Source organism: Pseudomonas sp. BS3782 TE3695 (assembly GCF_050435305.1).
Taxonomy (GTDB): Bacteria; Pseudomonadota; Gammaproteobacteria; order Pseudomonadales; family Pseudomonadaceae; genus Aquipseudomonas.
The window spans coordinates 1,897,499-1,923,208 of the sequence record NZ_JBNDKB010000001.1 but is presented as its reverse complement, the minus strand read 5'-3'; the positions used below and the strand labels follow the sequence as shown (position 1 = coordinate 1,923,208).

At 60.4% G+C, this 25,710-nt stretch carries 21 protein-coding genes; 4 read left to right on the top strand and 17 right to left on the bottom strand.

Annotated elements, in window-relative coordinates:
• Positions 1 to 58: 58 nt before the first annotated feature.
• Positions 59 to 808: a YkgJ family cysteine cluster protein gene (locus tag ABH909_RS08785; protein ID WP_429432255.1), complete on the top strand. Its 750-nt coding sequence runs from the start codon at positions 59 to 61 to the stop codon at positions 806 to 808.
• A gap of 146 nt (positions 809 to 954) precedes the next feature.
• Here ABH909_RS08785 and ABH909_RS08780 read toward each other — a convergent pair whose 3' ends face one another.
• On the bottom strand, positions 955 to 1,212 hold the full coding sequence (locus ABH909_RS08780) for a hypothetical protein (RefSeq protein ID WP_007905458.1): 258 nt from the start codon (positions 1,210 to 1,212) through the stop codon (positions 955 to 957).
• 361 nt (positions 1,213 to 1,573) lie between these two features.
• Between ABH909_RS08780 and ABH909_RS08775 the strand changes: the two genes are divergently transcribed.
• From ABH909_RS08775 to ABH909_RS08765, 3 genes are all read left to right on the top strand, one after another.
• Positions 1,574 to 2,734 (top strand): efflux RND transporter periplasmic adaptor subunit, encoded by a 1,161-nt coding sequence (locus ABH909_RS08775; protein ID WP_429432251.1) that lies wholly within the window; start codon positions 1,574 to 1,576, stop codon positions 2,732 to 2,734.
• Positions 2,731 to 5,823 carry a multidrug efflux RND transporter permease subunit gene (locus ABH909_RS08770; protein WP_429432248.1) on the top strand — a complete coding sequence of 1,031 codons (3,093 nt, stop codon included), beginning with the start codon at positions 2,731 to 2,733 and terminating at the stop codon, positions 5,821 to 5,823. Before ABH909_RS08775 ends, ABH909_RS08770 begins: the two co-directional genes overlap by 4 nt.
• 255 nt (positions 5,824 to 6,078) lie before the next feature.
• The gene (locus ABH909_RS08765; protein WP_429432246.1) at positions 6,079 to 7,575 is read left to right on the top strand and encodes a sensor domain-containing diguanylate cyclase; all 1,497 of its coding nucleotides are present in this window, start codon (positions 6,079 to 6,081) and stop codon (positions 7,573 to 7,575) included.
• A gap of 152 nt (positions 7,576 to 7,727) precedes the next feature.
• Here the strand turns inward: ABH909_RS08765 and lpxC are convergent, their stop codons facing one another.
• The 16 genes from lpxC to mraZ form a co-directional block, all read right to left on the bottom strand.
• A complete protein-coding gene (lpxC, locus tag ABH909_RS08760) occupies positions 7,728 to 8,639 on the bottom strand; it encodes a UDP-3-O-acyl-N-acetylglucosamine deacetylase (RefSeq protein ID WP_007939852.1) in 912 nt (303 codons plus the stop codon).
• Positions 8,640 to 8,751: 112 nt separating this feature from the next.
• Positions 8,752 to 9,945: a cell division protein FtsZ gene (ftsZ, locus tag ABH909_RS08755; protein WP_007939850.1), complete on the bottom strand. Its 1,194-nt coding sequence runs from the start codon at positions 9,943 to 9,945 to the stop codon at positions 8,752 to 8,754.
• Between the two features lie 93 nt (positions 9,946 to 10,038).
• The gene (gene ftsA, locus ABH909_RS08750) at positions 10,039 to 11,298 is read right to left on the bottom strand and encodes a cell division protein FtsA (protein WP_007904319.1); all 1,260 of its coding nucleotides are present in this window, start codon (positions 11,296 to 11,298) and stop codon (positions 10,039 to 10,041) included.
• Between the two features lie 15 nt (positions 11,299 to 11,313).
• Positions 11,314 to 12,180 carry a cell division protein FtsQ/DivIB gene (locus ABH909_RS08745; RefSeq protein ID WP_095632519.1) on the bottom strand — a complete coding sequence of 289 codons (867 nt, stop codon included), beginning with the start codon at positions 12,178 to 12,180 and terminating at the stop codon, positions 11,314 to 11,316.
• Positions 12,181 to 12,184: 4 nt separating this feature from the next.
• Positions 12,185 to 13,168 (bottom strand): D-alanine--D-alanine ligase, encoded by a 984-nt coding sequence (locus tag ABH909_RS08740; protein ID WP_429432241.1) that lies wholly within the window; start codon positions 13,166 to 13,168, stop codon positions 12,185 to 12,187.
• Positions 13,165 to 14,625 carry a UDP-N-acetylmuramate--L-alanine ligase gene (murC, locus tag ABH909_RS08735; protein WP_429432238.1) on the bottom strand — a complete coding sequence of 487 codons (1,461 nt, stop codon included), beginning with the start codon at positions 14,623 to 14,625 and terminating at the stop codon, positions 13,165 to 13,167. The genes ABH909_RS08740 and murC overlap by 4 nt, the downstream gene beginning before the upstream one ends.
• Positions 14,618 to 15,688, bottom strand: a complete 1,071-nt coding sequence (gene murG, locus ABH909_RS08730; protein ID WP_429432235.1) for an undecaprenyldiphospho-muramoylpentapeptide beta-N-acetylglucosaminyltransferase — start codon at positions 15,686 to 15,688, stop codon at positions 14,618 to 14,620. The genes murC and murG overlap by 8 nt, the downstream gene beginning before the upstream one ends.
• The gene (gene ftsW / locus ABH909_RS08725; RefSeq protein WP_429432232.1) at positions 15,678 to 16,895 is read right to left on the bottom strand and encodes a putative lipid II flippase FtsW; all 1,218 of its coding nucleotides are present in this window, start codon (positions 16,893 to 16,895) and stop codon (positions 15,678 to 15,680) included. Before ftsW ends, murG begins: the two co-directional genes overlap by 11 nt.
• Entirely contained in the window at positions 16,892 to 18,238 is a 1,347-nt protein-coding gene (gene murD, locus ABH909_RS08720) for a UDP-N-acetylmuramoyl-L-alanine--D-glutamate ligase (RefSeq protein ID WP_429432229.1), read from the bottom strand. Before murD ends, ftsW begins: the two co-directional genes overlap by 4 nt.
• 5 nt (positions 18,239 to 18,243) lie before the next feature.
• On the bottom strand, positions 18,244 to 19,326 hold the full coding sequence (gene mraY / locus ABH909_RS08715) for a phospho-N-acetylmuramoyl-pentapeptide-transferase (protein ID WP_007939841.1): 1,083 nt from the start codon (positions 19,324 to 19,326) through the stop codon (positions 18,244 to 18,246).
• The gene (locus ABH909_RS08710) at positions 19,326 to 20,693 is read right to left on the bottom strand and encodes a UDP-N-acetylmuramoyl-tripeptide--D-alanyl-D-alanine ligase (protein WP_429432225.1); all 1,368 of its coding nucleotides are present in this window, start codon (positions 20,691 to 20,693) and stop codon (positions 19,326 to 19,328) included. Before ABH909_RS08710 ends, mraY begins: the two co-directional genes overlap by 1 nt.
• Entirely contained in the window at positions 20,686 to 22,149 is a 1,464-nt protein-coding gene (locus ABH909_RS08705; RefSeq protein WP_429432222.1) for a UDP-N-acetylmuramoyl-L-alanyl-D-glutamate--2,6-diaminopimelate ligase, read from the bottom strand. The genes ABH909_RS08710 and ABH909_RS08705 overlap by 8 nt, the downstream gene beginning before the upstream one ends.
• Positions 22,149 to 23,888: a peptidoglycan D,D-transpeptidase FtsI family protein gene (locus tag ABH909_RS08700; protein ID WP_429439792.1), complete on the bottom strand. Its 1,740-nt coding sequence runs from the start codon at positions 23,886 to 23,888 to the stop codon at positions 22,149 to 22,151. The genes ABH909_RS08705 and ABH909_RS08700 overlap by 1 nt, the downstream gene beginning before the upstream one ends.
• Positions 23,888 to 24,181: a cell division protein FtsL gene (gene ftsL, locus ABH909_RS08695; RefSeq protein WP_032830409.1), complete on the bottom strand. Its 294-nt coding sequence runs from the start codon at positions 24,179 to 24,181 to the stop codon at positions 23,888 to 23,890. The genes ABH909_RS08700 and ftsL overlap by 1 nt, the downstream gene beginning before the upstream one ends.
• The gene (gene rsmH / locus ABH909_RS08690; protein ID WP_429432219.1) at positions 24,178 to 25,125 is read right to left on the bottom strand and encodes a 16S rRNA (cytosine(1402)-N(4))-methyltransferase RsmH; all 948 of its coding nucleotides are present in this window, start codon (positions 25,123 to 25,125) and stop codon (positions 24,178 to 24,180) included. Before rsmH ends, ftsL begins: the two co-directional genes overlap by 4 nt.
• Positions 25,122 to 25,577: a division/cell wall cluster transcriptional repressor MraZ gene (gene mraZ, locus ABH909_RS08685; protein ID WP_003205355.1), complete on the bottom strand. Its 456-nt coding sequence runs from the start codon at positions 25,575 to 25,577 to the stop codon at positions 25,122 to 25,124. The genes rsmH and mraZ overlap by 4 nt, the downstream gene beginning before the upstream one ends.
• Between the last annotated feature and the right edge of the window lie 133 nt (positions 25,578 to 25,710).

Genomic DNA, 25,710 nt, shown 5'->3' with positions numbered 1-25,710 from the left:
GGCCTTTGCGGTGGCTTTTTGTCGCCATTTCATGCCCTCACAGGTGACTGGCCGTTCAATGAATACAACGTTTTCCTGCGTAGGTTGTGGCAAATGCTGCAACGACCACCACGTGCCCCTGACACTGGCCGAAGCCCGGATGTGGGCGGCCGATGGCGGTCAGGTGATCGTGCTGGTGGAGGCCTTTCTCGCCAATGGCCTGGGTCTGCCCATGCAGCAACGCGAACATGCCGAACGCCGTTCGGTGGTGGTTCGAAGTGGTGCCTGTGAGGCGTATGTGGCGATCACCTTTGCCGCGTACAACGTCGGCCCCTGCCGGAATCTTGACGAAGACAACCTCTGCCGCATCTACGAACGCCGACCGCTGGTGTGCCGCATCTACCCGATGGAAATCAATCCGCACATTCCGCTCAACCCGGCGATCAAGGAATGCCCGCCCGAGTCTTGGGAAACAGGGCCGGATTTGATCATCGGGGGTGAACTGGTGGATCAGGAACTGACGGGATTGATCCAGCGCTCCCGTCAGGCGGATCGCGATGAGATTCAGACCAAAGAGGCGATTTGCGCGTTATTGGGGATTCGGACGACAGCGTTAAAGGGCGATGGCTTTACTGCTTGTTTGCCGGACATGACGGCATTTGCCATGGTCGTTGAACAGGTGGTGCAACAGCCGTTGGTGGGGTCGGGCGGTGAATGGGTGTTTCATGTGTCAGGCAATGATATTGCCGGGCAAGTGCTGGCAGCCGGGGCGCTAGTGGCGACTGAAGCGCCGCTGAACTATGCGTTCATTTCGTTGCGGGCGGCCTGAATCCGAGGCATTGGGTGTCTGCCCGGGCCTCTTCGCGAGCAAGCCCGCTCCCACATTCGATCGCGTTCTTTCTGAAGGAACTCGATTAAATGTGGGAGCGGGCTTGCTCGCGAAGACGGCAGATCAGGCACCGCAGAGGTAAAAACTCAGCGCTTACCCATCGAACGACGCGTGCCGGGAGGTGCTGCGCCGGGAGTCTTGGTGTGACCATTCTTCGCGCCATTCTTGTACCAAGGCTGGCTGGCATTCTTTGCCGCAGCCAGTTCACCTGGCTTGAACGGAAACTTGAACGCTGGGATCGCCGCTTTGGTTTCGCTGTCTGCGCTGGAGTCGACGCTGTCTGGCAGGTCTGCCTGGTCGTCGCTCAAAGCGTCGGCAACCGGCGGTTGTGTCGGGGAAGTCATGAAAGCTCCGGGTGATGCTCAAAGAGTCGGGCCCGGTAGGCGAGCCGCGAAAGGCGGCAGTATACCTGTGTCGGGAGCCGCAAGCTTCAAGCCGCAAGCGAGTCCGTCGGGTTTTGTGTTGACTGACCTGTCGCCTTCGCGGGCAAGCCTCGCCTGTAGGAGCTGTCGAGTGAAACGAGGCTGCGATCTTTTGATCTTGAAAATCAACATCAAAAGATCGCAGCCTTCGGCAGCTCCTACGGGGGGTGCGTAAACCCGCGAGGGATTGGTCGGCAGTCACTCTCCTGACGGGCGAACAGGTTTATAAAGGAAGGTATAAGCCTGACAACACTCCGACCACTCTGCCCGGCGCCCCACTCGCATGCGAATTCAGAAAAAAATCGCCCTGTTCGCCGCCCTTCTGATCACCCTGGCAGCGCTGGGAGTGTGGTACGCCGCCAAACCCGCCACCACCAAGCTGGCCACCTCCACCGCCATTCCCGTGCGAGTGGTCAGCGTCGCCGAAAAAGACGTGCCCCGCTACATCAGCGGCATCGGCTCGGTGCTGTCCTTGCACAGCGTGGTCGTGCGCCCCCAGATCGATGGCATCCTCACCAAGCTGCTGGTCAAGGAAGGTCAACTGGTGAACAAAGGTGACCTACTGGCCACCATCGACGACCGCTCGATCCGCGCCAGCCTCGACCAGGCCCGGGCGCAATTGGGTGAAAGTCAGGCGCAACTGCAAGTGGCTCAGGTCAACCTCAAACGCTACAAACTGCTGAGCGTCGACGACGGCGTGTCCAAGCAGACCTATGACCAGCAACAAGCCCTGGTCAACCAACTCAAAGCCACCGCCCAAGGCAATCAAGCCTCGATCGATGCCGCTTTGGTGCAGCTTTCCTACACACAGATTCGCTCCCCGGTTACCGGTCGCGTCGGTATTCGCACGGTGGACGAAGGCAATTTCCTGCGCATGAGCGACACCCAAGGCTTGTTCACGGTGACCCAGATCGACCCGATCGCCGTGGAATTTTCTCTGCCGCAACTCCTGTTGCCGACCCTGCAAGGCCTGATCAACGATCCCCAGCACACGCCGGTCAAGGCCTACATCGGTGCCGACACCGACGGCGAAACCGGCAACCTGCTAGGCGAGGGCCGCCTGACCCTGATCGACAACCAGATCAACGCCAACACCGGGACCATCCGCGCCAAGGCCGAGTTCGCCAACCCCGCCCAGAAACTCTGGCCGGGCCTGCTGGTAACGGTAAAAATTCAGACAGCACTGGATAAAAATGCGCTGGTGGTGCCACCCACCGTCGTACAACGTGGCCTCGATCAACATTTCGTCTACCGGGTCGACGGCGACAAGGTCGAAGCCGTTCAAGTGCAGATGGTTTATCAAGACAGCGGCCAAGACCTCATCAAAGGTGTGAAACCGGGCGATGTGCTGGTCAGCGACGGGCATTCGCGGCTCAAACCGGGTTCGACCGTGCAGGTGGTGACCGACCCGCCGCAAGTGGTGCAATCGGAGCCGAAACCATGAAGGGCCATGGCTCGATTTCCGCATGGTGCATCGATCATCCGGTGGCGACGGTCCTGCTGACCTTTGCCTTGGTACTGCTCGGTGTGATCGCCTTCCCGCGCCTGTCGATTGCGCCACTGCCGGAGGCGGAGTTCCCGACCATCCAGGTGGCCGCGCAATTGCCCGGCGCCAACCCCGAAACCATGGCCTCGTCGGTAGCCACACCGCTTGAAGTGCAATTCAGCGCCATCCCCGGCGTGACCCAGATGACCTCGAGCAGCGCCCTGGGCTCGACCATTCTGACCTTGCAATTCACCCTAGACAAAAGCATCGACACCGCCGCGCAGGAAGTCCAGGCCGCGATCAACACCGCCGCCGGCAAACTGCCAAAAGACATGCCGAACCTGCCGAACTGGAGGAAGGTCAACCCGGCCGACAGCCCGGTGCTGATCCTCAGCATCAACTCGCCGCAAATGCCCGGCACCGAAGTCAGTGACCTGGTGGAAACCCTGCTCGCCCGTCAGATCAGCCAGATCGACGGCGTAGGCAATATCAACATCACCGGTCAGCAACGTCCGGCGATCCGCGTGCAGGCCTCGGCGGACAAACTCGCCGCCATCGGCCTGACCCTGGCAGACATTCGCCTGGCGATCCAGCAGACCAGCCTCAATCTGGCCAAGGGGGCGTTGTATGGCGAATCGAGCATTTCGACCTTGTCCACCAACGACCAATTGTTCCATCCCGAGCAATACGGTCAGCTGATTGTTTCCTACAAGGACGGCGCACCGGTTCATCTCAAGGATGTAGCAAAAGTCGTCAACGGTTCGGAAGATGCCTACATCCAGGCCTGGGCTGACGGTCAGCCTGGGGTGAACCTGGTGATTTTCCGGCAACCGGGAGCCAACATCGTCGCGACCGTCGACCGAATTCAAGCAGCCCTGCCGGCGCTGGAGGCCATGCTGCCGGCCTCGGTGCAAGTCAAGGTGTTGGTCGACCGTACTCAGACCATTCGCGCTTCGTTGCAAGAAGTGGAAGTCACCCTGCTGATCGCAATCCTGCTGGTGGTGGCGGTGATGGCCCTGTTCCTGCGGCAGTTATCGGCGACCTTGATTGTGGCCTCGGTGCTCGGTGTGTCGCTGATCGCCAGTTTTGCCCTGATGTACATCATGGGCTTCAGCCTGAATAACCTGACGCTGGTGGCGATCGTGGTGTCCGTCGGGTTTGTGGTGGACGATGCGATTGTGGTGGTGGAAAACATTCACCGTCATCTGGAAGCCGGCGACGGCATGCGCGAGGCGGCCATCAAGGGCGCCGGCGAGATCGGTTTTACCGTGGTCTCGATCAGTTTCTCGCTGGTGGCGGCGTTCATTCCGCTGCTGTTCATGAGCGGCGTGGTCGGGCGGTTGTTCAAGGAGTTCGCCCTGACCGCCACCTCGACCATCATGATTTCCGTGGTGGTGTCCCTGACACTCGCACCGACGTTGGCCGCGCTATTCATGCGTGCGCCGGAACACAGCCGATCGGGCTTCGGTGAGCGCTTGCTGGCGCTTTATGAAAAAGGCTTGCGCCGCGCCCTCGCCCATCAGAAGTTGATGATTGGTGTATTCGGTCTATCGCTGGGGTTGGCCATCGCCGGTTACATCTTTATCCCTAAAGGCTTCTTCCCGGTACAAGACACCGGTTTCGTACTCGGCACCACTGAAGCGGCGGCGGACATTTCCTACGGCAACATGGTGAAAAAACACTTGGCGATGGCCGAAATCGTTGCCGCCGACCCCGCCGTCGAGACGTTCTCCCACTCAGTCGGCGTTGCCGGTAGCAACCAGACCATCGCCAACGGCCGCTTCTGGATTTCGCTGAAAAAACGCGGCGACCGCGACGTATCGGCCAGCCAATTCATCGACCGGATTCGCCCGCAGCTGATGAAAGTCCCCGGCATTGTGCTGTACTTGCGCGCCGGGCAAGACATCAACCTCAGCGCCGGCCCGAGCCGCGCGCAGTACCAATACGTGCTCAAGAGCAACGACGGGGCACTCCTGAGCACCTGGACCCAGCGCCTGACGGAAAAACTGCGCGGCAACCCGGCGTTCCGCGACCTGTCCAACGACCTGCAACTGGGCGGCAGTATCACTCACATCAGCATCGACCGCAGTGCGGCGGCGCGTTTCGGCCTGACCGCCAGCGACGTCGATGAAGCGCTGTACGACGCCTTCGGCCAGCGGCAGATCAACGAGTTCCAGACCCAGACCAACCAATACAACGTGATTCTGGAACTCGACACCAAGCAACGCGGCAAGGCCGAAAGCCTCAACTATTTCTATCTGCGTTCGCCCCTGAGCGGGGAAATGGTGCCGCTATCGGCCCTGGCGAAATTCGATGCGCCCACCATCGGCCCGTTGTCCATTGCTCACGACGGAATGTTCCCGGCGGCTAACCTGTCGTTCAACCTGGCGCCCGGCGTCGCGTTGGGCGATGCGGTGATCATGCTCAATCAAGCCAAGACCGACATCGGCATGCCGGTGGCCATCAGCGGTAACTTCCAGGGCGCGGCCCAGGCGTTCCAGAGTTCGCTGGCCAGTCAGCCGTGGCTGATTCTGGCGGCGCTGGTGGCGGTGTACATCATCCTTGGCGTTCTGTACGAAAGCTTCGTGCACCCGTTGACGATCATCTCGACGTTGCCCTCGGCAGGCCTCGGGGCGGTGATCATGCTGTGGATCTGCGGCCAGGACTTTTCGATCATGGCGCTGATCGGGCTGGTATTGCTGATCGGCATCGTCAAGAAAAACGGCATCCTGATGATCGACTTTGCGCTGGAAGCCCAGCGCAACCGTGGCCTGCCGCCGGAAGAGGCGATCTATGAGGCGTGTATGACGCGGTTCCGGCCGATCATCATGACCACCCTCGCCGCTTTGCTCGGCGCCCTGCCGCTGATGCTCGGCTACGGCACTGGCGCCGAACTGCGCCAACCGCTGGGCATTGCGGTGGTCGGCGGCTTGCTGGTGAGCCAGGCGCTGACGCTGTTCACCACGCCGGTCATCTACTTGTGGCTCGAGCGAATATTCCATCGGCCTGAGCCCGCACCGCTGCCGGTGCTGGCAAACACGGACTGAGGCGAGGTCTCACGCGGTTCCGCTTCGCAGCACAACTGGGGCAAGTCCCCTCGCCACAAAACTACCAAGCCAGGGTAATTATCGACTACCCGCGGAATGTCTTCTAAGCTTCAATTAGCAAAAGGCCAGCATGTTTTGCTGGCCTTTTTTTTATCCGGCATTTATACAGGCGCTCTGGACGCGACCGGTTTCTGGGACTCTGCCCGATTCTTGTAAAAGAACTTTCATAACGCCTTATTTGCAGAAGTCAGAACCATGAGTGTGAGCAGTGCGAAATCTCGACATCCGATCCGTTCGACACGGTCGGAGCGGCTTCTGGTTCTGGGTAGTTTGTTGTTAGTGATTGCGATACTGAGCATCGTGGCGTTCCTGCTGATTCGTGAACGCGCCAATGCCGAATTGTCCGCCGCTCGTGCCGCCAACAATATCGTGCAATTGATCGACGCCGACGTGCTGCGCAATGTCGAACTCTATGATGTGTCCCTGCTGGGTTTGATCGCTGCCTCCCGGCGAGAAGACCTCAAGAGCGTTTCCCCGGCCATTCGTCATCTGGCCTATTTCGACCGCGCCACTGCCGCGCCCTACAAGGGCAACATTTTGTTGCTCGACAACAAGGGCGACGTGATCGCCGACTCGGCCTCGGTTGAGCCCAGGCAGGGCAATTATGCCGATCGCGAATTCTTCCGGTCTCACGTGGATAACCCGGACCCGGGTATGTTCATCAGTCCCCCCTTCAGGGCCCGGTCGCCCGAACAGGATTGGCGAATCAGTTTCAGCCGCCGGGTGAACGGGCCCCAGGGCGAGTTCCTGGGCGTGGCCGAAGCCGCCATGCGCTTGAGTTACTTCGATCAGTTGTTCAACAGCTTGAACATCGGGCGCGACAGCACGGTCAATCTGATCAGCAAGGACGGGACACTTCTGGCTCAGCAACCACAACTGGCGGAAGAGCTGATCGGCAAGAACTTCAGTCACCGTCCCAATTTCCAGCGCATCGTCAAAGAAGGCAACGGCAGCTTCACCAGCCTGTCCACCCGCTACCAGGACAAGCGTTTGTACACCTTCTCCAAGGTCGGAAACTTGCCGTTGATCGTCATCGTTGCGCTATCGAGTGATGAAGTCTTTGCGGCCTGGAAGCGCACTGCGGTGGTGGTCAGCTTTGCGACCATTGCCTTGTGTGTGAGCTTGCTGTGGCTGACCTGGTTGCTCTGCCGGGAATTGCGTCGGCGCCAAAGTGCCGAGCATGAATTGGCACAACTGGCCGCTACCGACCCCTTGACCGGCCTGGCCAACCGTCGAAGCCTGGATCAGGCCTTGCACCATGAATGGTTTCGCGCCCAACGTTCCGGCCTGCCATTGTCGGTGCTGATGATCGATGTCGATCACTTCAAGGCGTACAACGATCGCCATGGCCATCAGGGCGGCGACGATGCCTTGCGCTGGGTAGCCAAGGTGATCAGCACCCATGTTCGACGGCCGGCGGACCTGGTCGCCCGTTACGGTGGCGAGGAGTTTTCGGTGATTCTGGCTGAAACCGACAGTGTCGGCGCGCAACAGATTGCCGACACCATCCGCGCAGCCGTGGAGCGGTTGCCGTTGGTGGGGGATGATGCATCGCCGATTACTGTCAGTATTGGTATCAGCACCTGGACGACAGCATCCGATATCAGCCTGGAGCAGTTGTTGTATACGGCGGACAAGGCGCTATATCAGGCCAAGGAAAGTGGGCGGAATCGGGTGGTTTGCGCGGATTAGAGGCCAGAATCAAAAGATCGCAGCCTTCGGCAGCTCCTACATCTGGAATGCGTTTCCCTTGTAGGAGCTGCCGAAGGCTGCGATCTTTTGATCTTGGGATAAAAAAAGGCCACCCGAAGGTAGCCTTTAAAAAACTAGAGAGGTTTTTTTGCTTACACGGCCGCAACAGGACGCATGTAAGAGATCGGTGCAGTGCTGGCGTCTTCGAAAGTCACGACTTCCCAAGCATCTGTCTGCTCAATCAACTTGCGCAGCAGTTGGTTGTTCAATGCATGTCCGGACTTGAAGCCCTTGAACTCACCAATCAGGCTATTGCCCAGCAGGTAGAGGTCACCAATTGCATCGAGGATCTTGTGCTTCACGAATTCGTCTTCATAGCGAAGGCCGTCTTCGTTCAGTACACCATCCGCGTCGACCACAATAGCGTTTTCAACGCTGCCGCCGAGTGCGAGGTTGTGCTTGCGCAGGTACTCGATGTCACTCATGAAACCAAAGGTACGGGCGCGGCTGACTTCTTTTACGAACGAAGTGCTGGAAAAATCCACGCTTGCACTTTGTGTGCGGTCACGGAAAACCGGGTGATCGAAATCGATCTCGAAGCTCACTTTGAAACCTTCGAAAGGGACGAAAGTGGCGCGCTTGTCGCCGTCTTCCACTGTCACTTCCCGCAGGATCCGGATGAACTTCTTGGCGGCGTCCTGTTCTTCCAGGCCGGCCGATTGAATCAGGAATACGAAGGGTCCAGCGCTACCATCCATGATCGGGACTTCGGACGCGGAGAGCTCGACGTAGGCGTTATCGATGCCCAGGCCAGCCATGGCCGAGAGCAGGTGCTCCACCGTGTCCACTTTGACGTCACCGTTAACAAGCGTGGTCGACATAGTGGTTTCGCCAACGTTTTCCGCGCGGGCAGGAATCTGCACCACAGGGTCGAGGTCAGCACGACAAAACACAATGCCGGTGTCGACGGGCGCTGGCTTGAGGGTCAGGTAGACCTTCTCCCCGGAGTGCAGGCCGACACCTGTGGCACGGATAATATTCTTCAGGGTGCGTTGTTTTATCATGGCATGGGCCGCTTCAGCGCAAATTGCGAACTGGTATCAACAAAGGCTGGCGATGATAGCAGACCAGACCTTTGCTGAACACCAATCACCCTAATACCCCTGATACATTTCATCAATCGGCCTGACGACGCAGGAAAGCCGGGATGTCCAGGTAGTCCAGGTCATCTTGCGGGTTCATCTTCGCGGCAGTCGCAGCACCGGCCTGAGCCTGGTTGCGCATGACGGTCGGACGGTCCAGGTCACGGTAATTCACCGCAGGCTGTTCCTGACGAACAGGGGCTTGTTGTTGTGGCTGGGAAGCCATCGAGGTGTGAACGGTATTGTCGATGACCTTGACAGGCTTCTCGATTTTAGCGCCTAAACCGGTGGCAACAACAGTCACGTGCAGCTCGTCGCGCATGTCCGGATCGATAACGGTACCGACCTTGACCATTGCGTGCTCGGAGGCGAAGGCTTCGATGATGCTACCCACGTCGGAGTACTCACCCAGGGACAGGTCAGGACCAGCGGTGATGTTCACCAGGATGCCACGTGCGCCTTGCAGGTTCACGTCTTCGAGCAACGGGTTGCGAATGGCCGCTTCGGTGGCCTCGCGTGCACGGTTCGGACCGCTGGCGCAGCCAGTGCCCATCATCGCCATGCCCATTTCGGACATCACGGTGCGTACGTCGGCGAAGTCGACGTTGATCATGCCCGGACGCTTGATGATGTCGGAGATACCGCGAACGGCACCGGCCAGTACATCGTCGGCCTTGGCGAAAGCCGACAGCAGGCTGGCGTCTTTACCGAGGATGGTCAGCAGCTTCTCGTTGGGAATGGTGATCAACGAGTCGACGCTTTCAGACAGCAGACGAATACCTTCGTCGGCGAGCTGCATGCGCTTGCGACCTTCGAACGGGAACGGACGGGTCACCACCGCTACGGTGAGGATCCCCATTTCCTTGGCCACTTCGGCAATGATTGGCGCAGCACCGGTACCGGTACCACCGCCCATGCCGGTGGTGATGAACACCATGTTGGTGCCCTGCAGGACTTCGGCAATGCGCTCACGGTCCTCGAGAGCGGCCTGACGACCTACTTCAGGATTGGCACCGGCGCCCAGACCTTTGGTCACGCTGGTACCCAGTTGCAGGATGGTCCGCGCACTGATGCTTTTCAGTGCCTGGGCATCAGTGTTGGCGCAGATGAATTCAACGCCTTCAATGTTGCTCTTGACCATGTGATTGACAGCGTTGCCGCCGCCACCGCCAACACCGATAACTTTAATTACCGGGCTTGCGGGGATGTTGTCTACGAGTTCGAACATGTTCCCTCTCCTTACGTTCTCTAGTTTTTTTCGCCTACTGCGTTTTGCTGCTTTACCGCATGCCGCTTGAAACTTGTCGCTTGAACTGCTTCGTCAGAAGTTGCCTTGGACCCAGCTCTTGAAGCGATCGAGCAAGGCAACTTTCGGTTCGTCGTTGCTGTAGCTGTCACGGCTGCCGATGCCCGAGAACGAAATCCCGTCGGACTGCTTCTGCAGGCCGTACATCAACAGGCCAACACCGGTGGAATAAATCGGGTTGCGGACCACGTCGTCCAGGCCCTTGACGCCATGCGGCACGCCCAGGCGAACCGGCATGTGGAAGATCTCTTCGGCCAGTTCCACCGCGCCTTCCATCTTCGACGTACCGCCGGTCAGTACGATGCCGGCCGGGATCAGGTCTTCGTAGCCACTGCGACGCAGTTCGGCCTGGATCAGGGTGAACAGTTCGTCGTAACGCGGCTCGACCACTTCGGCCAGGGCCTGACGGGACAGCTCGCGCGGTGGACGGTCGCCGACGCTCGGCACCTTGATGGTTTCACCGGCACCGGCCAGTTTGGCCAGGGCGCAGGCGTAGCGAATCTTGATTTCTTCGGCGTACTGGGTCGGGGTGCGCAGCGCCATGGCGATGTCGTTGGTCACCTGGTCGCCCGCAATCGGGATCACCGCGGTGTGACGGATCGCGCCTTCAGTGAAGATCGCGATGTCGGTGGTGCCGCCGCCGATGTCCACCAGGCACACGCCCAGCTCTTTCTCGTCATCGGTCAGGACCGAGTAGGCCGAGGCCAACTGCTCGAGAATGATGTCGTCGATTTCCAGACCGCAGCGGCGCACGCATTTTTCAATGTTCTGTGCGGCGTTGACGGCGCAGGTGACGACGTGAACCTTGGCTTCCAGACGCACGCCAGACATACCCAGCGGCTCGCGAACGCCTTCCTGGTTATCGATCACGTAATCCTGCGGCAGGGTATGCAGCACGCGCTGGTCAGCCGGGATCGCTACCGCCTGGGCAGCGTCGAGAACGCGCTCAAGGTCCGCGGAGCTGACTTCGCGATCACGAATCGCCACGATGCCGTGGGAGTTCAGGCTGCGGATGTGATTGCCGGCCACGCCGACAAACGCCGAGTGGATCCGGCAACCGGCCATCAGCTGCGCTTCTTCGATCGCGCGCTGGATCGATTGCACGGTGGACTCGATGTTCACCACTACGCCTTTTTTCAGGCCGCGGGACGGATGAGTACCGATCCCGACGATTTCGAGCGTGCCGTCGTCCGAGACCTCGCCTACCAGCGCCACCACCTTGGAGGTGCCGATATCGAGACCGACGATCATTTTGCCGCTTTGCACGTTTGCCATGGGTCCTGCCTCTTCTTAATTCTGCGCGACAGCGGGTTGGGCTGTCGTGGGCGCTACAGGTTCCCGCCAGCCAACAGCGAGGCCGTTGGCGTAGCGCAGATCGATGCGCGCAATGTTCGTAATCTGCTCTTTGAGCGTCTTGTCATAGATGGCAATGAAGCGGCGCATCTTTTCCACCAGCTTGCCGCGTCCCAGCAGCAGTTCGATTCCCGGGCCCGCGCTGCCGGCGCCGGTGGTCAGGAACCAACTGCCTCGTTCACGCAACTCCAGGCGTGCAATCGAGAAGCCCAATGGCCTGAGCATCTGGCTCAGCACCTGGTATTGCTGCATCACTTGCTGCTGGGCCCGTTGCGGGCCGAACAACTGCGGCAAGTGTTCGTAGTTCGCCAGTTCACGCGGGGTGAACGCCTGCCCCTGGTTGTTCAACAGCGACTCATCGCCCCAACGGGCCACCGGCAGTTGTTCTTCCAGACGAATCACCACCTGATCCGGCCATACCCTGCGCACTTCGGCATGAGCAATCCATGGCATCTGTTCAAGCTCGGTGCGCATGCCCGCCAGGTCGATGGTGAAGAAGCTCGATGCCACGAATGGGGCGATCCGCTGCTGCACCGCTTGCTGGCTGATGTAACTCAAGTCGCCCTGCACCGCGATCCTGGTGATCGGCCGGTCGGCATACGGCAGCAAACGCTGTGCGCCTTCATAAGTGCCGAACCCCAGCGCGACCAGCAGCACGGGCCAGAACAGACTTTTCAGAAAACCAAAATTGGCTTTCGGCAGGCGCGCAGACATCGGCTCTTTGGCCACCATTCGGCTGGCACCCCGCGGCACCGGCTTGCGGCCGGGTGCGGAAGGCTGATGACGTAGCTGAGCGCCTTGCATGGTCTTAACCTCTTGTCGGCTCTTGATTACCGGCAGCATTGCCGGTAACGCTGGCGGCCAGAATCGCCAGAACCAGTTGCTGGAAATCCAGGCCAGCGGCACGGGCCGCCATCGGCACCAGGCTGTGATCGGTCATGCCCGGTGCGGTATTGACTTCCAGGAACCAGAACTGCCCGTCGGCGTCCTGCATCACGTCTGCCCTGCCCCAACCGGCGATACCCAGCGCCTCACAGGCTTTGGCCGTGAGGTCCATGAGTTCTTTTTCTTTGTCGCTGTCCAGGCCACACGGGATCCGGTACTGGGTATCGGAAGCCACGTACTTGGCGTCGTAGTCGTAGAAACTGTGGGTTGTGCCCAGGGCGATTGGAGGCAACACCTGGTCACGCAGGGTGGCGATGGTGAACTCCGGACCTTGAATCCATTGCTCGACCAACACTTGCGAATCGTAGGTACTGGCCGCTTTCCATGCGTCGATCAATTCGGACGCGGAGGTCACTTTGGCCATCCCGATACTGGAACCTTCATGGGCCGGTTTGACGATCAAAGGGAAGCCCAGTTCCGTGGCCGCCGAAATACAATCGGCCTCGCAGCTCAGTACCGCGTGGCGCGGCGTCGGAATACCGAGGCTGTGCCAGACCTGCTTGGTGCGTAGTTTGTCCATGGCCAATGCCGAGGCCAGAATGCCGCTGCCGGTGTACGGAATGCCTGCGCATTCGAGCAGGCCCTGCATGCTGCCGTCTTCACCGCCACGACCGTGGAGGATGATGAAGGCGCGGTCGATTTTCTCGTTCAGCAGACGTTGCAGCAGGTCATCGCCCACATCGATGCCGAAGGCGTCCACACCGGCGCTTTGCAGTGCGTCGAGCACCGCGTTACCCGACTTCAGGGAGACTTCACGCTCGGCACTCTTGCCGCCGAACAGCACGGCGACACGGCCGAAGTCTTTCGGCGCGATCGTGGAGACGAGGTTGGCGTAAGCAGCAGTCATTTCAACTTCCCCACGCTTGGCGCGGCAACCGCGCCAGCGAACAACGGACTGTTCAATAGTTTCGGTGCGAGACCGCCGATATCACCGGCGCCCTGGCACAGCAGAATGTCGCCGGCACGCAGCAGCGGCTTGACGATTGGTGCGAGGTCGACGCCGCGCTCGATGTAGATCGGGTCGAGCTGACCGCGCTGGCGAATGCTGTTGCACAGCTTGCGGCTGTCGGCGCCCGGGATCGGCTCTTCACCGGCCGGGTAGACTTCCATCAACAGCAACACGTTGGCGTCGGCCAATACATTGACGAAATCGTCGTACAGATCGCGTGTGCGGCTGTAACGGTGCGGCTGGTAGACCATCACCAGACGGCGCTCCGGCCAGCCACCGCGCACGGCTTTGATCACGGCCGCGACTTCGGTCGGGTGGTGACCGTAGTCGTCCACCAGCATCACGTTGCCACCTTCAACCGGCAGTTCGCCGTACACCTGGAAGCGACGACCGACACCCTGGAACCCGGACAGACCCTGAACGATGGCTTCATCGCTGACGCCTTCGTCGGTGGCGATGCAAATGGTTGCCAGCGCGTTCAGTACGTTGTGGTTGCCCGGCATGTTCACCGACACATCCAGCGGCTCACGATCAGGGCGCAGCACGGTAAAGAAGGTCTGCATGCCCTGCTGACGCACATTGATCGCGCGCACGTCGGCATCGTCGCCAAAGCCATAAGTGACCGTCGGGCGTTTCACCTGCGGGAGAATCTCACGCACCACCGGATCGTCCAGGCACACCACCGCCAGACCGTAGAACGGCAGGTTGTGCAGGAACTCGACGAAGGTTTTCTTCAGTTTGTTGAAGTCGCCGTCGTAGGTCGCCATGTGGTCGGCGTCGATGTTGGTGACCACGGCCACCAGCGGCTGCAAGTGCAGGAAGCTGGCATCGCTTTCGTCGGCTTCGGCGATCAGGTAACGGCTGGTGCCGAGCTGGGCATTGGTGCCCGCGGCATTAAGACGACCACCGATGACGAACGTCGGGTCCAGGCCACCGGCGGCAAACACCGAAGCGATCAGGCTGGTGGTGGTGGTTTTGCCGTGGGTACCGGCGACGGCGATGCCGTGGCGGTAACGCATCAGCTCCGCCAGCATCTCGGCCCGTGGCACTACCGGAATCCGGCGTTCCAGGGCGGTAGCAACTTCCGGGTTGGACGTGTTCACAGCGCTGGAGGTGACCAGCACATCGGCGTTCGCGGCGTTCTCTGCACGGTGGCCGATATAAATGTGGGCACCGAAGGATTCCAGGCGCTCGGTCACCGGCGATGCCTTGAGGTCGGAACCGGACACTTCATAGCCCAGGTTCAGCAACACTTCGGCAATGCCGCACATGCCCACGCCGCCGATACCGACGAAGTGGATGCGACGGATGCGGCGCATTTCCGGGTGCGGCATGGCTTTCTTGTTCTCAACCATGGGCCACCTCCAGGCAGGTATCGACCACGTTACGAGTGGCATCGGGTTTGGCCAGGCGGCGTGCCGCGGTGGCCATGTCGTTGAGTCGTTGCGGTTGCATCAAGACCTCTGTCAGGCGAGCGGCAAGATCCGCTGCGCCAGTCGTTCTTTGCGGCATCAGGAAGGCAGCGCCTTCACGGGCCAAATAATCGGCGTTGCGGGTCTGGTGATCGTCGATTGCGTGGGGCAAAGGCACCAGCATCGAGGGCAGACCGGCAGCCGCCAGTTCACTGATGGTCAATGCGCCTGCACGGCACACCACCAGGTCGGCCCAGCCATAGGCTTGGGCCATGTCTTTGATGAAAGGCTGCACGTGCGCCTCGACGCCAGCTGCGCGATAGCGCTCTGCAGTCACTTCATCGTGGTTTCTGCCGGCCTGATGAAACACGTCCGGGCGCAGGTCGGGAGCGACTTGCGACAAGGCTTCAGGCAGCAACTTGTTCAACGGCTCTGCGCCCAGGCTTCCGCCCAGGATCAGCAAACGCGCCTTGCGACCGGCCAGGGCAGGTCGCGGTGTTTCGAGGAACAGCTCGGTGCGCACCGGGTTACCGGTGGTGCGACGGCTGTTCGACAGGGTAAAGGTGTCGGGGAACGCTTCACAGACTCGGGCGGCCAACGGCACCAGCAACCGATTGGCGGTACCGGCCACGGCGTTCTGCTCATGAACGATCACCGGCACACCGGACAATTTGGCTGCAACGCCGCCGGGCCCGGTCACATAACCTCCGAAGCCGACCACGCAGACTGGTCGCAGTTGACGAATGATCGCCCGCGCCTGCCAGATCGACTTGAGCAACATGAACGGTGCCTGGAGCAGGGACAATTTGCCCTTGCCGCGCAAACCGCTGGCGTTGATCCGATGCAATTGAAGACCGGCCGCCGGCACCAGATCGTTCTCGATCCCGCGCGGCGTGCCCAACCAGTGCACGGTGTAACCGCGGGCCTGGAACTCGCGAGCGCAAGCCAGTGCCGGGAACACGTGGCCCCCGGTGCCGCCCGCCATGATCAATACGTTAGCGCCCATGGTTCGGCTCCTCGGCGAAGTCGCTCTCATGGAACTCCATCTCTTCACTGCCCAGGTGGGTTCGACTCTCCCACTCGATGCGCAGCAACAAGCCAAGACAGGCACAGCAGATCACCAACGAACTGCCGCCATAACTGAGGAATGGCAGGGTCAGCCCCTTGGTCGGCAATAGGCCTACGTTCACCCCGATGTTGATCAGGAACTGACCGATCCACAGGAACGACAAGCCATACGCGATGTAAGCGGCGAAGAATTGTTTGGCCTTCTCGGCCCAATAACCGATGTACATGCCACGAATACAGACAAAGACGAACAACGCCAGGGTGCACAACGAACCCACGGCACCCAGTTCTTCGGCCAGGACCGAGAACACGAAGTCAGTGTGGGCTTCCGGCAGGTAAAACTGCTTCTGCACGCTGTTGCCCAGGCCAACGCCCAGCCATTCGCCGCGACCGAAAGCGATCAAGGCTTGAGACAACTGATAGCCCGCACCGAACTGGTCGGCCCACGGGTCCGCAAAGTTGGTCAGACGCGCCATTCGATATGGCTGCATCTGAATCAACAACACCACCGCACCGACAGCCAGGACAACCATCAAGGAAAAACGGAACAGCCCGACGCCGCCAAGGAATAGCATTGCCGCAGCCGCCCCCATCATCACGACGGTGGCACCGAAGTCCGGCTCCATCAGCAACAGGCCCGCCATCGGCAGCAGAACGATGAATGGCTTGAAGAAGCCCATCCAGCTTTCACGCACTTCTTTCTGGCGACGCACCAGATAACCGGCGAGGTAGATCACCACGAACACCTTGGCGATCTCGGAAGGCTGGACGTTGAAGAAGCTGAAGCCGATCCAGCGCATCGAACCGTTCACTTCACGGCCGATCCCGGGGATGATCACCATCACCAGCAAACCGAATGCACCAATCAGCATCAGCCAGCCCAGGCGTTGCCAGGTAGCGATCGGAATCATCATGGTGACGATGCAGGCAGCAAGGCCCAGCACCACGTAGATCAGGTGGCGGATCATGTAATACAAGGCACTGCCCGATTGCACCGCCGCCACTTCGGTGGATGCCGATGCAATCATCACCAGCCCCAGGCCCAGCAGCGCCAGGCAACCGGCGAGCATCGGGAAATCGAGGTCGATGCCGCGCCCGGTGATGAGCGGCGACGGGTACGGCTTGATGATATTCAGGAGGCTCATGCCAAGTCCTCCACGGCGCGGACAAACTGGTGACCGCGATCTTCGTAGTTCTTGAACATGTCGAAACTGGCGCAGGCCGGCGACAGCAGCACCGCGTCGCCCTTTTCTGCGATGGCGCGGCATTGCGCGACCGCTTCGATCAGCGAGCCGACGCGAATCAGTGGCACGGCATCGCCAATGGCCTCGCCGATCTTGTCGGAATCACGGCCCATCAAAATGACGGCGCGGCAGTTGGCCGCGACCGGATCACGCAGGTCCTTGAACTCGGCACCCTTGCCATCGCCACCGGCGATCAGCACGAGTTTGCCGTCGATGTCCGCACCCAGGCCTTCGATGGCGGCCAGCGCGGCGCCGACGTTGGTGGCTTTGGAATCGTTGTAGTAGCTCACGCCATTCAGCTCGCGTACCCATTGGCAGCGATGCTCGAGGCCGGCGAAATTGCGCAGGGCCGAAAGCATGGCGTCGAACGGCAGGCCCACGGCGTGGCCCAGCGCCAACGCCGCGAGGGCGTTGGACTGGTTATGCGCGCCACGAATCTTCAATTCGCGCACCGGCATCAGGTTCTGGAATTCGAAGGCCAGGTATTTCTCGCCGTTCTCTTCCCGGATCCCGAAGGCCTTGAAATCGGGTTTGCTCAAACCGAAGGTCCAGCATGGCTGACCTTCACCCATCAGCGGACGGCTCAGGGCGTCCTGACGATTGACCACAAACTGCCGGGCACCCCGGAAGATCCGGTGCTTGGCCAGGTGATAGGCCGGCAGACCGCTGTAGCGATCCATGTGGTCTTCGCTGATGTTGAGCACGGTCGCCACTTCGGCGTTGAGTTGATCGGTGGTTTCGAGCTGGAAGCTCGACAACTCCATCACGTACAACTCGATGTCGTCGCTGAGCAAATCCAGCGCTGGCGTACCGAGGTTGCCGCCGACGGCAACCCGCTTGCCAGCTGCAGCCGCCATCTCACCCACCAGGGTGGTGACGGTGCTTTTCGCATTGGAACCGCTGATGGCGACAATCGGCGCCTTCGCGTTACGCGCGAACAGCTCGATGTCGCCGGACAACTTCACGCCACGGGCGGCGGCAGCCTGCAGGGCCGGAGTCGCCAATGCCAGGCCGGGGCTCACGTAGAGCTCGTCGGCACGGCACAGGAATTCGACGTCCAGCTCGCCACAACGCACTTCCACGTGCGGATAGTCACGCTTGAGCGTGGCCAGTTCCGGTGGATTTTCCCGCGTATCGGCGACAGCAAACGACACGCCCCGGTTCGCCAGGAAGCGAACCAGGGACATGCCGCTCTTGCCGAGGCCGACAACGATGCGGAAGTGGTCAGAAGCGATCAGAGACACTCGTTCTACCTCAGCTTCAGGGTGGCAAGGCCGATCAGTACCAGAATCACGGTGATGATCCAGAAACGGACGATCACGCGCGGCTCGGGCCAGCCCTTGAGTTCAAAGTGGTGGTGTATCGGTGCCATGCGAAACACACGACGACCGGTCAATTTAAAGGAGGCAACCTGGATGACAACCGACAGGGTCTCCATCACGAACACGCCGCCCATGATGAACAGGACGATTTCCTGACGGACGATCACCGCGATGGTGCCCAGGGCCGCGCCCAGCGCCAGAGCGCCGACGTCACCCATGAACACTTGGGCCGGATAGGTGTTGAACCAGAGAAAACCCAGGCCCGCGCCGATCAACGCGCCGCAGAACACGATCAACTCACCCGCGCCCGGTACATAAGGAATCAGCAGGTATTCGGCGAATTTCACGTTACCCGACAGGTAGCAGAAGATCCCCAAACCGCCGCCGACCATCACGGTAGGCATGATCGCCAGACCGTCGAGGCCGTCGGTCAGGTTGACCGCGTTGCTCGAGCCGACAATCACGAAATAGGTCAGGACGATGAAACCCGCGCCCAGCGGAATGCTGTAGTCCTTGAGCATCGGCAGGATCAGGGTGGTTTCTACCGGCGTCGCGGCAGTCATATAAAGGAAGATCGCCGCGCCCAGGCCGAACACCGACTGCCAGAAATACTTCCAGCGGCTCGGAAGGCCACGGGAGTTTTTCTCGATGACTTTGCGGTAGTCGTCGACCCAGCCAATGGCGCCGAACAGCAGGGTCACCAACAACACCACCCAAACGTAACGGTTGGCCAGGTCAGCCCAGAGCAAGGTGCTGACACCGATGGACGAAAGAATCAGCGCGCCACCCATGGTCGGGGTGCCGGATTTGGACAGGTGCGATTGCGGGCCGTCGTTGCGAACGGACTGACCGATCTGACGGTTCTGCAAGGTGCGGATCATCCACGGGCCATAGCACAGCGACAAGACCAGCGCGGTCAGCACACCGAGAATCCCGCGCAGGGTCAGGTACTGAAAGACCGCGAAGCCTTTGTAGAACTGTTGCAGATACTCCGCTAGCAGCAGCAGCATTAATGTTTCTCCAGACGGGTCCCGCACAAAGCGGCGACGATGTTTTCCATCGCGGCGCTGCGCGAGCCCTTGATCAAAATGGTGGTGTTTGGGTCCTGCTCGGCTTCCAGGGCCTTGATCAGCTCAGCCTGAGTGCTGAAGTGAAAAGCCTGCTCACCGAAAGCGTTCACGGCGTGGGTCATCATTGGCCCGACTGCGTAAAGCGCGGAAACCTTGCCGCGGGCGTACTCGCCCACATCGCGGTGCCCCTGCTCCGCCCAATCGCCCAACTCGCCGATATCTCCGAGCACCAGAACGGTGCGGCCGGAAAAGCCGGCGAGTATATCAACGGCGGCGCACATGGAGGTGGGGTTTGCGTTGTACGTGTCATCGATCACGCGCATACCGCTGGTTGCCAGTTGCGCGACGGTGCGGCCCTTGACCGGTTGCACGGCGCCGAGACCGGTGGCGATGCCGAGCAGCGACACGCCCAAGGCATGGGCTGCAGCGGCGGCGGCCATGGCATTGGCGACGTTATGGGTGCCGAGCAGGTTCAGCTGAACCCGTTCCACACCTTCAGGGCTGTGCAGGTTGAACGCCGGGCAGCCGCGAGCATCGCGATCCAGATCGCTAGCGTAGAAGTCGGCGCTGATGTTGCTCAGGGCAAACGTCAGCACTTTGCGACCGGCGGCACGGGCTTTCCAGATCTCAAAAGCCTTGTCGTCGAGATTCAGCACGGCGACGCCATCGGCATCCAGCCCTTCGAGAATCTCTCCCTTGGCTTCAACGATTTTTTCCGGCCCGCCGAACTCGCCGACGTGGGCGGTCCCGGCGTTGTTGATGACAGCCACATGCGGCTTGGTCATGCCGACGGTGTAGGCAATCTCGCCGAGCCGTGAAGCGCCGAGTTCGATCACGGCGGCGGTGTGTTCCGGTGCCAGTTCGAGCAGGGTCAGCGGAGCGCCAAGGTCATTGTTCAAGTTGCCACGGGTCGCCAGCACCGGACCGCGCGTGCGCAGGATGCTCGCGAGCATTTCCTTGACCGTGGTCTTGCCGCTGGAACCGGTAATGGCCACGACCGGTTGAGTGAACGCTGCACGGTTCATCGCGCCCAACTGGCCGAGAGCCTGGCGGGTGTCCTTGACCAGCAGTTGCGGCAGCGCGCTGTCGGCCACTTCACGCTCGACCAGGGCACCCGCGGCGCCTTTGGCGGCGACGTCATTGAGGTAGTCATGTCCATCGAAACGCGGGCCGGCCAGGGCAATGAACAGCTGGCCAGGCTTGATCGCGCGGCTGTCGATGCTAACGCCGTCGAAACTGGCGTCGCTGGCAATCAGACGGCCATTCAGTGCACTGGTCAGTTCGCTCAGTTTCAAGGCTTTAAGCATGGGCCACCTCCCACGCGGTCAGGGCGTGATCAGCCTCGACCAGATCGGAGAAAGCGTGGCGCTCGCCGTTGATTTCCTGATAGTCCTCATGACCTTTACCGGCCAGGACAATCACGTCATCGGCCGATGCGCTGGCGATCAATTGGGCAATCGCCTGGCCACGGCCAGCGACGAAGGTGACTTTATCCACAGCGGCAAAACCGGCGCGGATGTCGTCGAAAATCACGGTTGGGTCTTCGGTGCGCGGGTTGTCATCGGTGACCAGTACGCCATCGGCCAGACGCTCGACCACTTCTGCCATCAGCGGACGCTTGCCGCGATCGCGATCACCACCGCAACCGAACAGGCACAGCAACCGGCCTTTGGCGTGTGGACGCAGGGCCATCAAGACTTTTTCCAGCGCATCCGGCGTGTGGGCATAATCGACCACCACCAAGGGCTGAGTACCGCCGCCCAGGCGCTGCATGCGACCGGCCGGACCTTCGAGCTTTGGCAGCACTTTGAGGATTTCGTCTAGCGCGTAGTCCAGCCCGAGCAAGGCGCCGACCGCGGCCAACACGTTGCTCAGGTTGAAACGACCGAGCAAGGTGCTGCGCAAATGGTGCTCGCCTTGCGGCGTGACCAGCGTGGCGCGCACGCCTTCGTCGTCGAACTGTGCCTGGCGGCAATACAGGTAGGCGCTGGAATCTTCCAGGCTGTAAGTGATCAGTCGCGACTCGCCCTTATCGGCAGCCAGTTGCCGACCGAATTCGTCATCCAGGTTGACCACCCGGCACTTCAGATCATTCCAGGCAAACAGCTTGGCCTTGGTTTCGCCATAGACCTGCATGGTGCCGTGGTAATCCAGATGGTCGCGTGACAGGTTGGTCATCACTGCCACATCGAAGGCCAACGCGCTCACGCGGCCCTGATCCAGGCCGTGGGAAGAGACTTCCATGGCCACGGCTTTGGCGCCGGCTTTTTTCAGGTCGGCGAGGGTCGCTTGCACCGCAATCGGGTTCGGCGTGGTGTGCAGACCGCTTTCCAGCGCGCCATAGAAACCGGAGCCCAGGGTACCGACGATGCCGCAGTGCTGACCCAGCAGGTCGAGCGCCTGGGCGACCAGTTGGGTCACGCTGGTCTTGCCGTTGGTGCCAGTCACGCCGATCAGGTTCAAATGACGGCTCGGGTCGCCATAGAAGCGCCCGGCGATGTCCGACAGCTGCGCCGCCAGGCCCTTGACCGGAATCAACGGCACATCGGTGATCGGCAGCACAGTCGCGCCTTCGACTTCATAAGCCACGGCAGCAGCGCCACGTTGCAAGGCGTCGGCGATGTGCGCACGCCCGTCGAACCTGCCGCCAGGAACCGCGAGAAACAGATCGCCTGCTCGTACGTTACGGCTGTCCAGCGCCAATTCGCGAATCAACAGATCGCGACCGGCGTGGGCGAAAATCTTGTTCAGGCTCAGCGACATCAGCCGCGCCCTCCATTAGCTTTCAGCGGAACAACCGGTGCGGCGTTCGCTTGTTGAGTGGCAGGCAGGTTGTCCGGGGTGATGTTCATCAGGCGCAAGGTCCCGGACATCACTTTGCTGAACACCGGCGCCGATACCAGACCACCGAAGTAACCGGCTTTGGTCGGTTCATCGATCACCACCACGATTGCGTAGCGCGGATCGCTCATCGGGCCGAAGCCGGCGAACAGCGAACGGTAGGAATTCTCGGCGTAGCCTTTGGTGCCGACCGACGTTTTACGTGCAGTACCCGATTTGCCGCCCACGTGATACGCCGGCACCTGGGCACGGAATACACCGCGCGGGGCTTCGATCACTTGTTGCAGCATGGTTTGCATGGTTTTCGCGACGGCTTCCGGCAATACCTGTGTGGTTTGCGCTGCCTTGTCGGTTTTGATCAGGGTCAACGGCGCAAGGCGACCATTATTGGCCAGGGCCGAGAAGGCGTGGACCAACTGGATCGCCGTCACGGAAATACCGTAGCCGTAGGACAGCGTGGCGGTTTCAGCCTTGCGCCATTCGCGGTAGTTCGGCAGGTTGCCGACGCGCTCGCCCGGGAAACCGAGCCCGGTGTCCTGGCCGAGGCCGACTTTCTGCGCCAGGCGGAAAATCGTTTCGCCGCCGATATCGAATGCGATCTTGCTCATGCCGACGTTACTGGAATTGATCAGAATGCCAGTCAGGTCGAGTACCGGGCCTTCACTCTTGGAGACGTCCTTGATGGTGTACTTGCCAATCTGCAAGGTGCCTGGATACACCTCAACCGTATCGGTTGGCTTCCAGCGCCCGGTTTCAATCGCGGCGCTCATGGAGATCGCTTTCATGGTCGAACCCGGTTCGAACACGTCGATCATCGCGCGGTTGCGCATCATCGCCGGTTGCAGATTGCGACGGTTGTTCGGGTTGTAGGTCGGCTGGTTGACCATGGCGAGGATCTCGCCGGTCTTGACGTCCATGATCACCAGGCTACCAGCCTTGGCGCCATTCTCGATGATCGCATTGCGCAGTTCACGGTTGGCCAGATATTGCAGACGCAGGTCAATGGACAACGCCAAGGGCTTGCCGGCCTTGGCGTTTTTGGTGACCTGGACATCTTTGATCAACCGGCCGCGCCGGTCCTTGATCACCTGCCGCTTGCCGGGCACGCCGGCCAGCCATTCGTCATAGGCCAGCTCGACGCCCTCGCGCCCGTGGTCATCGATGTCGGTGAAGCCGACCATGTGCGCAGTGACTTCACCGGCCGGGTAGAAACGCCGGAACTCTTCGATGCCATAAACGCCCGGCACTTTCAGATCGAGTACAGCCTGGCCCTGCTCGGGGGTCAGCCCGCGCACCAGATAAATGAATTCTTTGTTGGCCTGGGCTTCGAGACGTTCGGCCAGGGCTTTCGGATCCTGCCCCAAGGCAGCCGCCAGTGCCGGCCACTTCTCTTTGGCCGTTTGCATTTCCTTGGCGTTGGCCCACAGAGTGGTGACCGGGGTACTCACGGCCAATGGCTCGCCGTTACGGTCGGTGATCAGACCACGGTGAGCCGGAATCGGAATATGACGAACACTGCGCGCATCGCCCTGACCTTTAAGGAAGGCACGGTCGACCACTTGCAAATCGATGATGCGCCAGGCGATCGCCGCCACCATGATGCCGAGCAACCCGACCACCAGACGGAACCGCCATGGAAAGAGCGCGCCTTCGAGTTTCATCATGGCGCCACCATCTGCACTTCAGCGGCGCCGGGAATGCGCATCTTCAGTTGCTCGGTGGCCAGGACTTCGATGCGGCTATGGGCAGTCCAGGTGCTCTGTTCGAGAATCAACCGCCCCCACTCCGCCTGCGCCTTGTCGCGCACGCTCAATTCGCCGTACAGCGAATTGAGCAACTGACGGTTCCAGTGCGCGCTATAGGACACGCCTATAGCCGACACAAGCACGCCGGCAAACAACAGCAGCATGAAAAAGCTTCCGCCGGGAAGTGGCTTGGCGAAAAGCTTGCTCACCGCAGCTTCTCCGCGACACGCATGACGGCGCTACGGGAACGTGGGTTGGCTTTGAGTTCGGCCTCCGAGGCCGTCTGCGCTTTGCCATGGATTTTGATGATCGGTTCGAAAGCGACGTGACGGACCGGCAGGTTGCGCGGCAGGTTGTCGGCTTCGCCTTTCGCCAGCTTGCGCATGAACAGTTTGACGATGCGGTCTTCCAGTGAGTGGAAGCTGATGACGACCAGACGGCCACCCACTTCAAGGCATTCCAGCGCCGCTTCGAGGCCGGCTTCCAGATCGCCCAGTTCGTTGTTGACGTGAATACGCAGGCCCTGGAATGCACGGGTGGCCGGGTTCTTGCCCTTTTCCCATGCGGGGTTGGCGACTTTCAGCACTTCAGCCAGATCGCCAGTGCGCTCGAACGGCTTGATGTCGCGACGCTCGGCCACGGCCCGCGCCATGCGACCGGAGAAGCGTTCTTCGCCATATTGCTTGAACACCCGGGCGATTTCTTCCACCGGCGCGGTGTTGACGAACTCGGCAGCGCTGATCCCGCGGGACGGATCCATGCGCATGTCCAACGGACCGTCGTTGAGGAAACTGAAACCGCGCTCCGGGTCATCGAGTTGTGGCGAGGACACGCCGAGATCGAGCAGAACACCGCTGACCTTGCCGGCCAGGCCGCGTTCGGCAACTTCCGAACCGAGCTCGGCAAAGCTGCGCTGCACAACGACAAAGCGGCCGTCTTCGGCCGCTAGCGTTTGCCCGGTGGCAATCGCTTGGGGATCTTTGTCGAATCCGAGCAACCGGCCATCAGGTCCTAGCTGACTGAGGATCAACCGACTGTGCCCGCCACGTCCGAACGTACCGTCCAGATAGCAGCCATCAGGACGTACGGCGAGAGCCTCGACGGCTTCGTCAAGCAGTACGGTGATGTGGTTAAAGCCGCTATCAATAGTCACAGGATTAAATCACGCAGTTCATCAGGCATGGCGCCCGGTTGTTGAATAGCAGCCAGGTCAGCGGCAGAAACCGCATTCCAGGCATCCTCGTCCCACAATTGGAACTTGTTCAGTTGGCCTACCAACATCGCGCGCTTATCCAACTTGGCATATTCGCGAAGACGCGGCGGAACCAGAAAACGACCACTGCCATCGAGCTCAAGGTCGACGGCATTACCAATCAGTAAACGTTGCAGGCGGCGGTTCTCTTCGCGAAGCGAAGGCAGTGCGCGCAGTTTGGTTTCGATAATTTCCCACTCATCGAGGGGATAAACACACAAACACGGATCAACGGCATCGATGGTGACGATTAATTGACCGGAGCTACGGGAAACCAGCTCGTCACGGTACCGGCTCGGCATAGCGAGACGGCCCTTTGCATCGAGACTGATAGCGTTAGCTCCGCGAAACACGTCAGCGTTTCTCCAAATATTAGCGTTTTACGCTCAAAAAACCCACTTCATGCCACTTTCCGCCACTTGCGCACACTATAGGAATGCGCCCACCACACCGTCAAGGCGCGGATTAAAGGAAAAGCCTTACAGA

What these genes read in the sequence shown, in the direction of transcription:
- ABH909_RS08785 (WP_429432255.1), top strand. Translation starts at nt 59, where the DNA reads ATGAATACAACGTTTTCCTGCGTAGGTTGTGGCAAATGCTGCAACGAC.
- ABH909_RS08780 (WP_007905458.1), bottom strand. Translation starts at nt 1,212, where the DNA reads ATGACTTCCCCGACACAACCGCCGGTTGCCGACGCTTTGAGCGACGAC.
- ABH909_RS08775 (WP_429432251.1), top strand. Translation starts at nt 1,574, where the DNA reads ATGCGAATTCAGAAAAAAATCGCCCTGTTCGCCGCCCTTCTGATCACC.
- ABH909_RS08770 (WP_429432248.1), top strand. Translation starts at nt 2,731, where the DNA reads ATGAAGGGCCATGGCTCGATTTCCGCATGGTGCATCGATCATCCGGTG.
- ABH909_RS08765 (WP_429432246.1), top strand. Translation starts at nt 6,079, where the DNA reads ATGAGTGTGAGCAGTGCGAAATCTCGACATCCGATCCGTTCGACACGG.
- lpxC (WP_007939852.1), bottom strand. Translation starts at nt 8,639, where the DNA reads ATGATAAAACAACGCACCCTGAAGAATATTATCCGTGCCACAGGTGTC.
- ftsZ (WP_007939850.1), bottom strand. Translation starts at nt 9,945, where the DNA reads ATGTTCGAACTCGTAGACAACATCCCCGCAAGCCCGGTAATTAAAGTT.
- ftsA (WP_007904319.1), bottom strand. Translation starts at nt 11,298, where the DNA reads ATGGCAAACGTGCAAAGCGGCAAAATGATCGTCGGTCTCGATATCGGC.
- ABH909_RS08745 (WP_095632519.1), bottom strand. Translation starts at nt 12,180, where the DNA reads ATGCAAGGCGCTCAGCTACGTCATCAGCCTTCCGCACCCGGCCGCAAG.
- ABH909_RS08740 (WP_429432241.1), bottom strand. Translation starts at nt 13,168, where the DNA reads ATGACTGCTGCTTACGCCAACCTCGTCTCCACGATCGCGCCGAAAGAC.
- murC (WP_429432238.1), bottom strand. Translation starts at nt 14,625, where the DNA reads ATGGTTGAGAACAAGAAAGCCATGCCGCACCCGGAAATGCGCCGCATC.
- murG (WP_429432235.1), bottom strand. Translation starts at nt 15,688, where the DNA reads ATGGGCGCTAACGTATTGATCATGGCGGGCGGCACCGGGGGCCACGTG.
- ftsW (WP_429432232.1), bottom strand. Translation starts at nt 16,895, where the DNA reads ATGAGCCTCCTGAATATCATCAAGCCGTACCCGTCGCCGCTCATCACC.
- mraY (WP_007939841.1), bottom strand. Translation starts at nt 19,326, where the DNA reads ATGCTGCTGCTGCTAGCGGAGTATCTGCAACAGTTCTACAAAGGCTTC.
- ABH909_RS08710 (WP_429432225.1), bottom strand. Translation starts at nt 20,693, where the DNA reads ATGCTTAAAGCCTTGAAACTGAGCGAACTGACCAGTGCACTGAATGGC.
- ABH909_RS08705 (WP_429432222.1), bottom strand. Translation starts at nt 22,149, where the DNA reads ATGTCGCTGAGCCTGAACAAGATTTTCGCCCACGCCGGTCGCGATCTG.
- ABH909_RS08700 (WP_429439792.1), bottom strand. Translation starts at nt 23,888, where the DNA reads ATGAAACTCGAAGGCGCGCTCTTTCCATGGCGGTTCCGTCTGGTGGTC.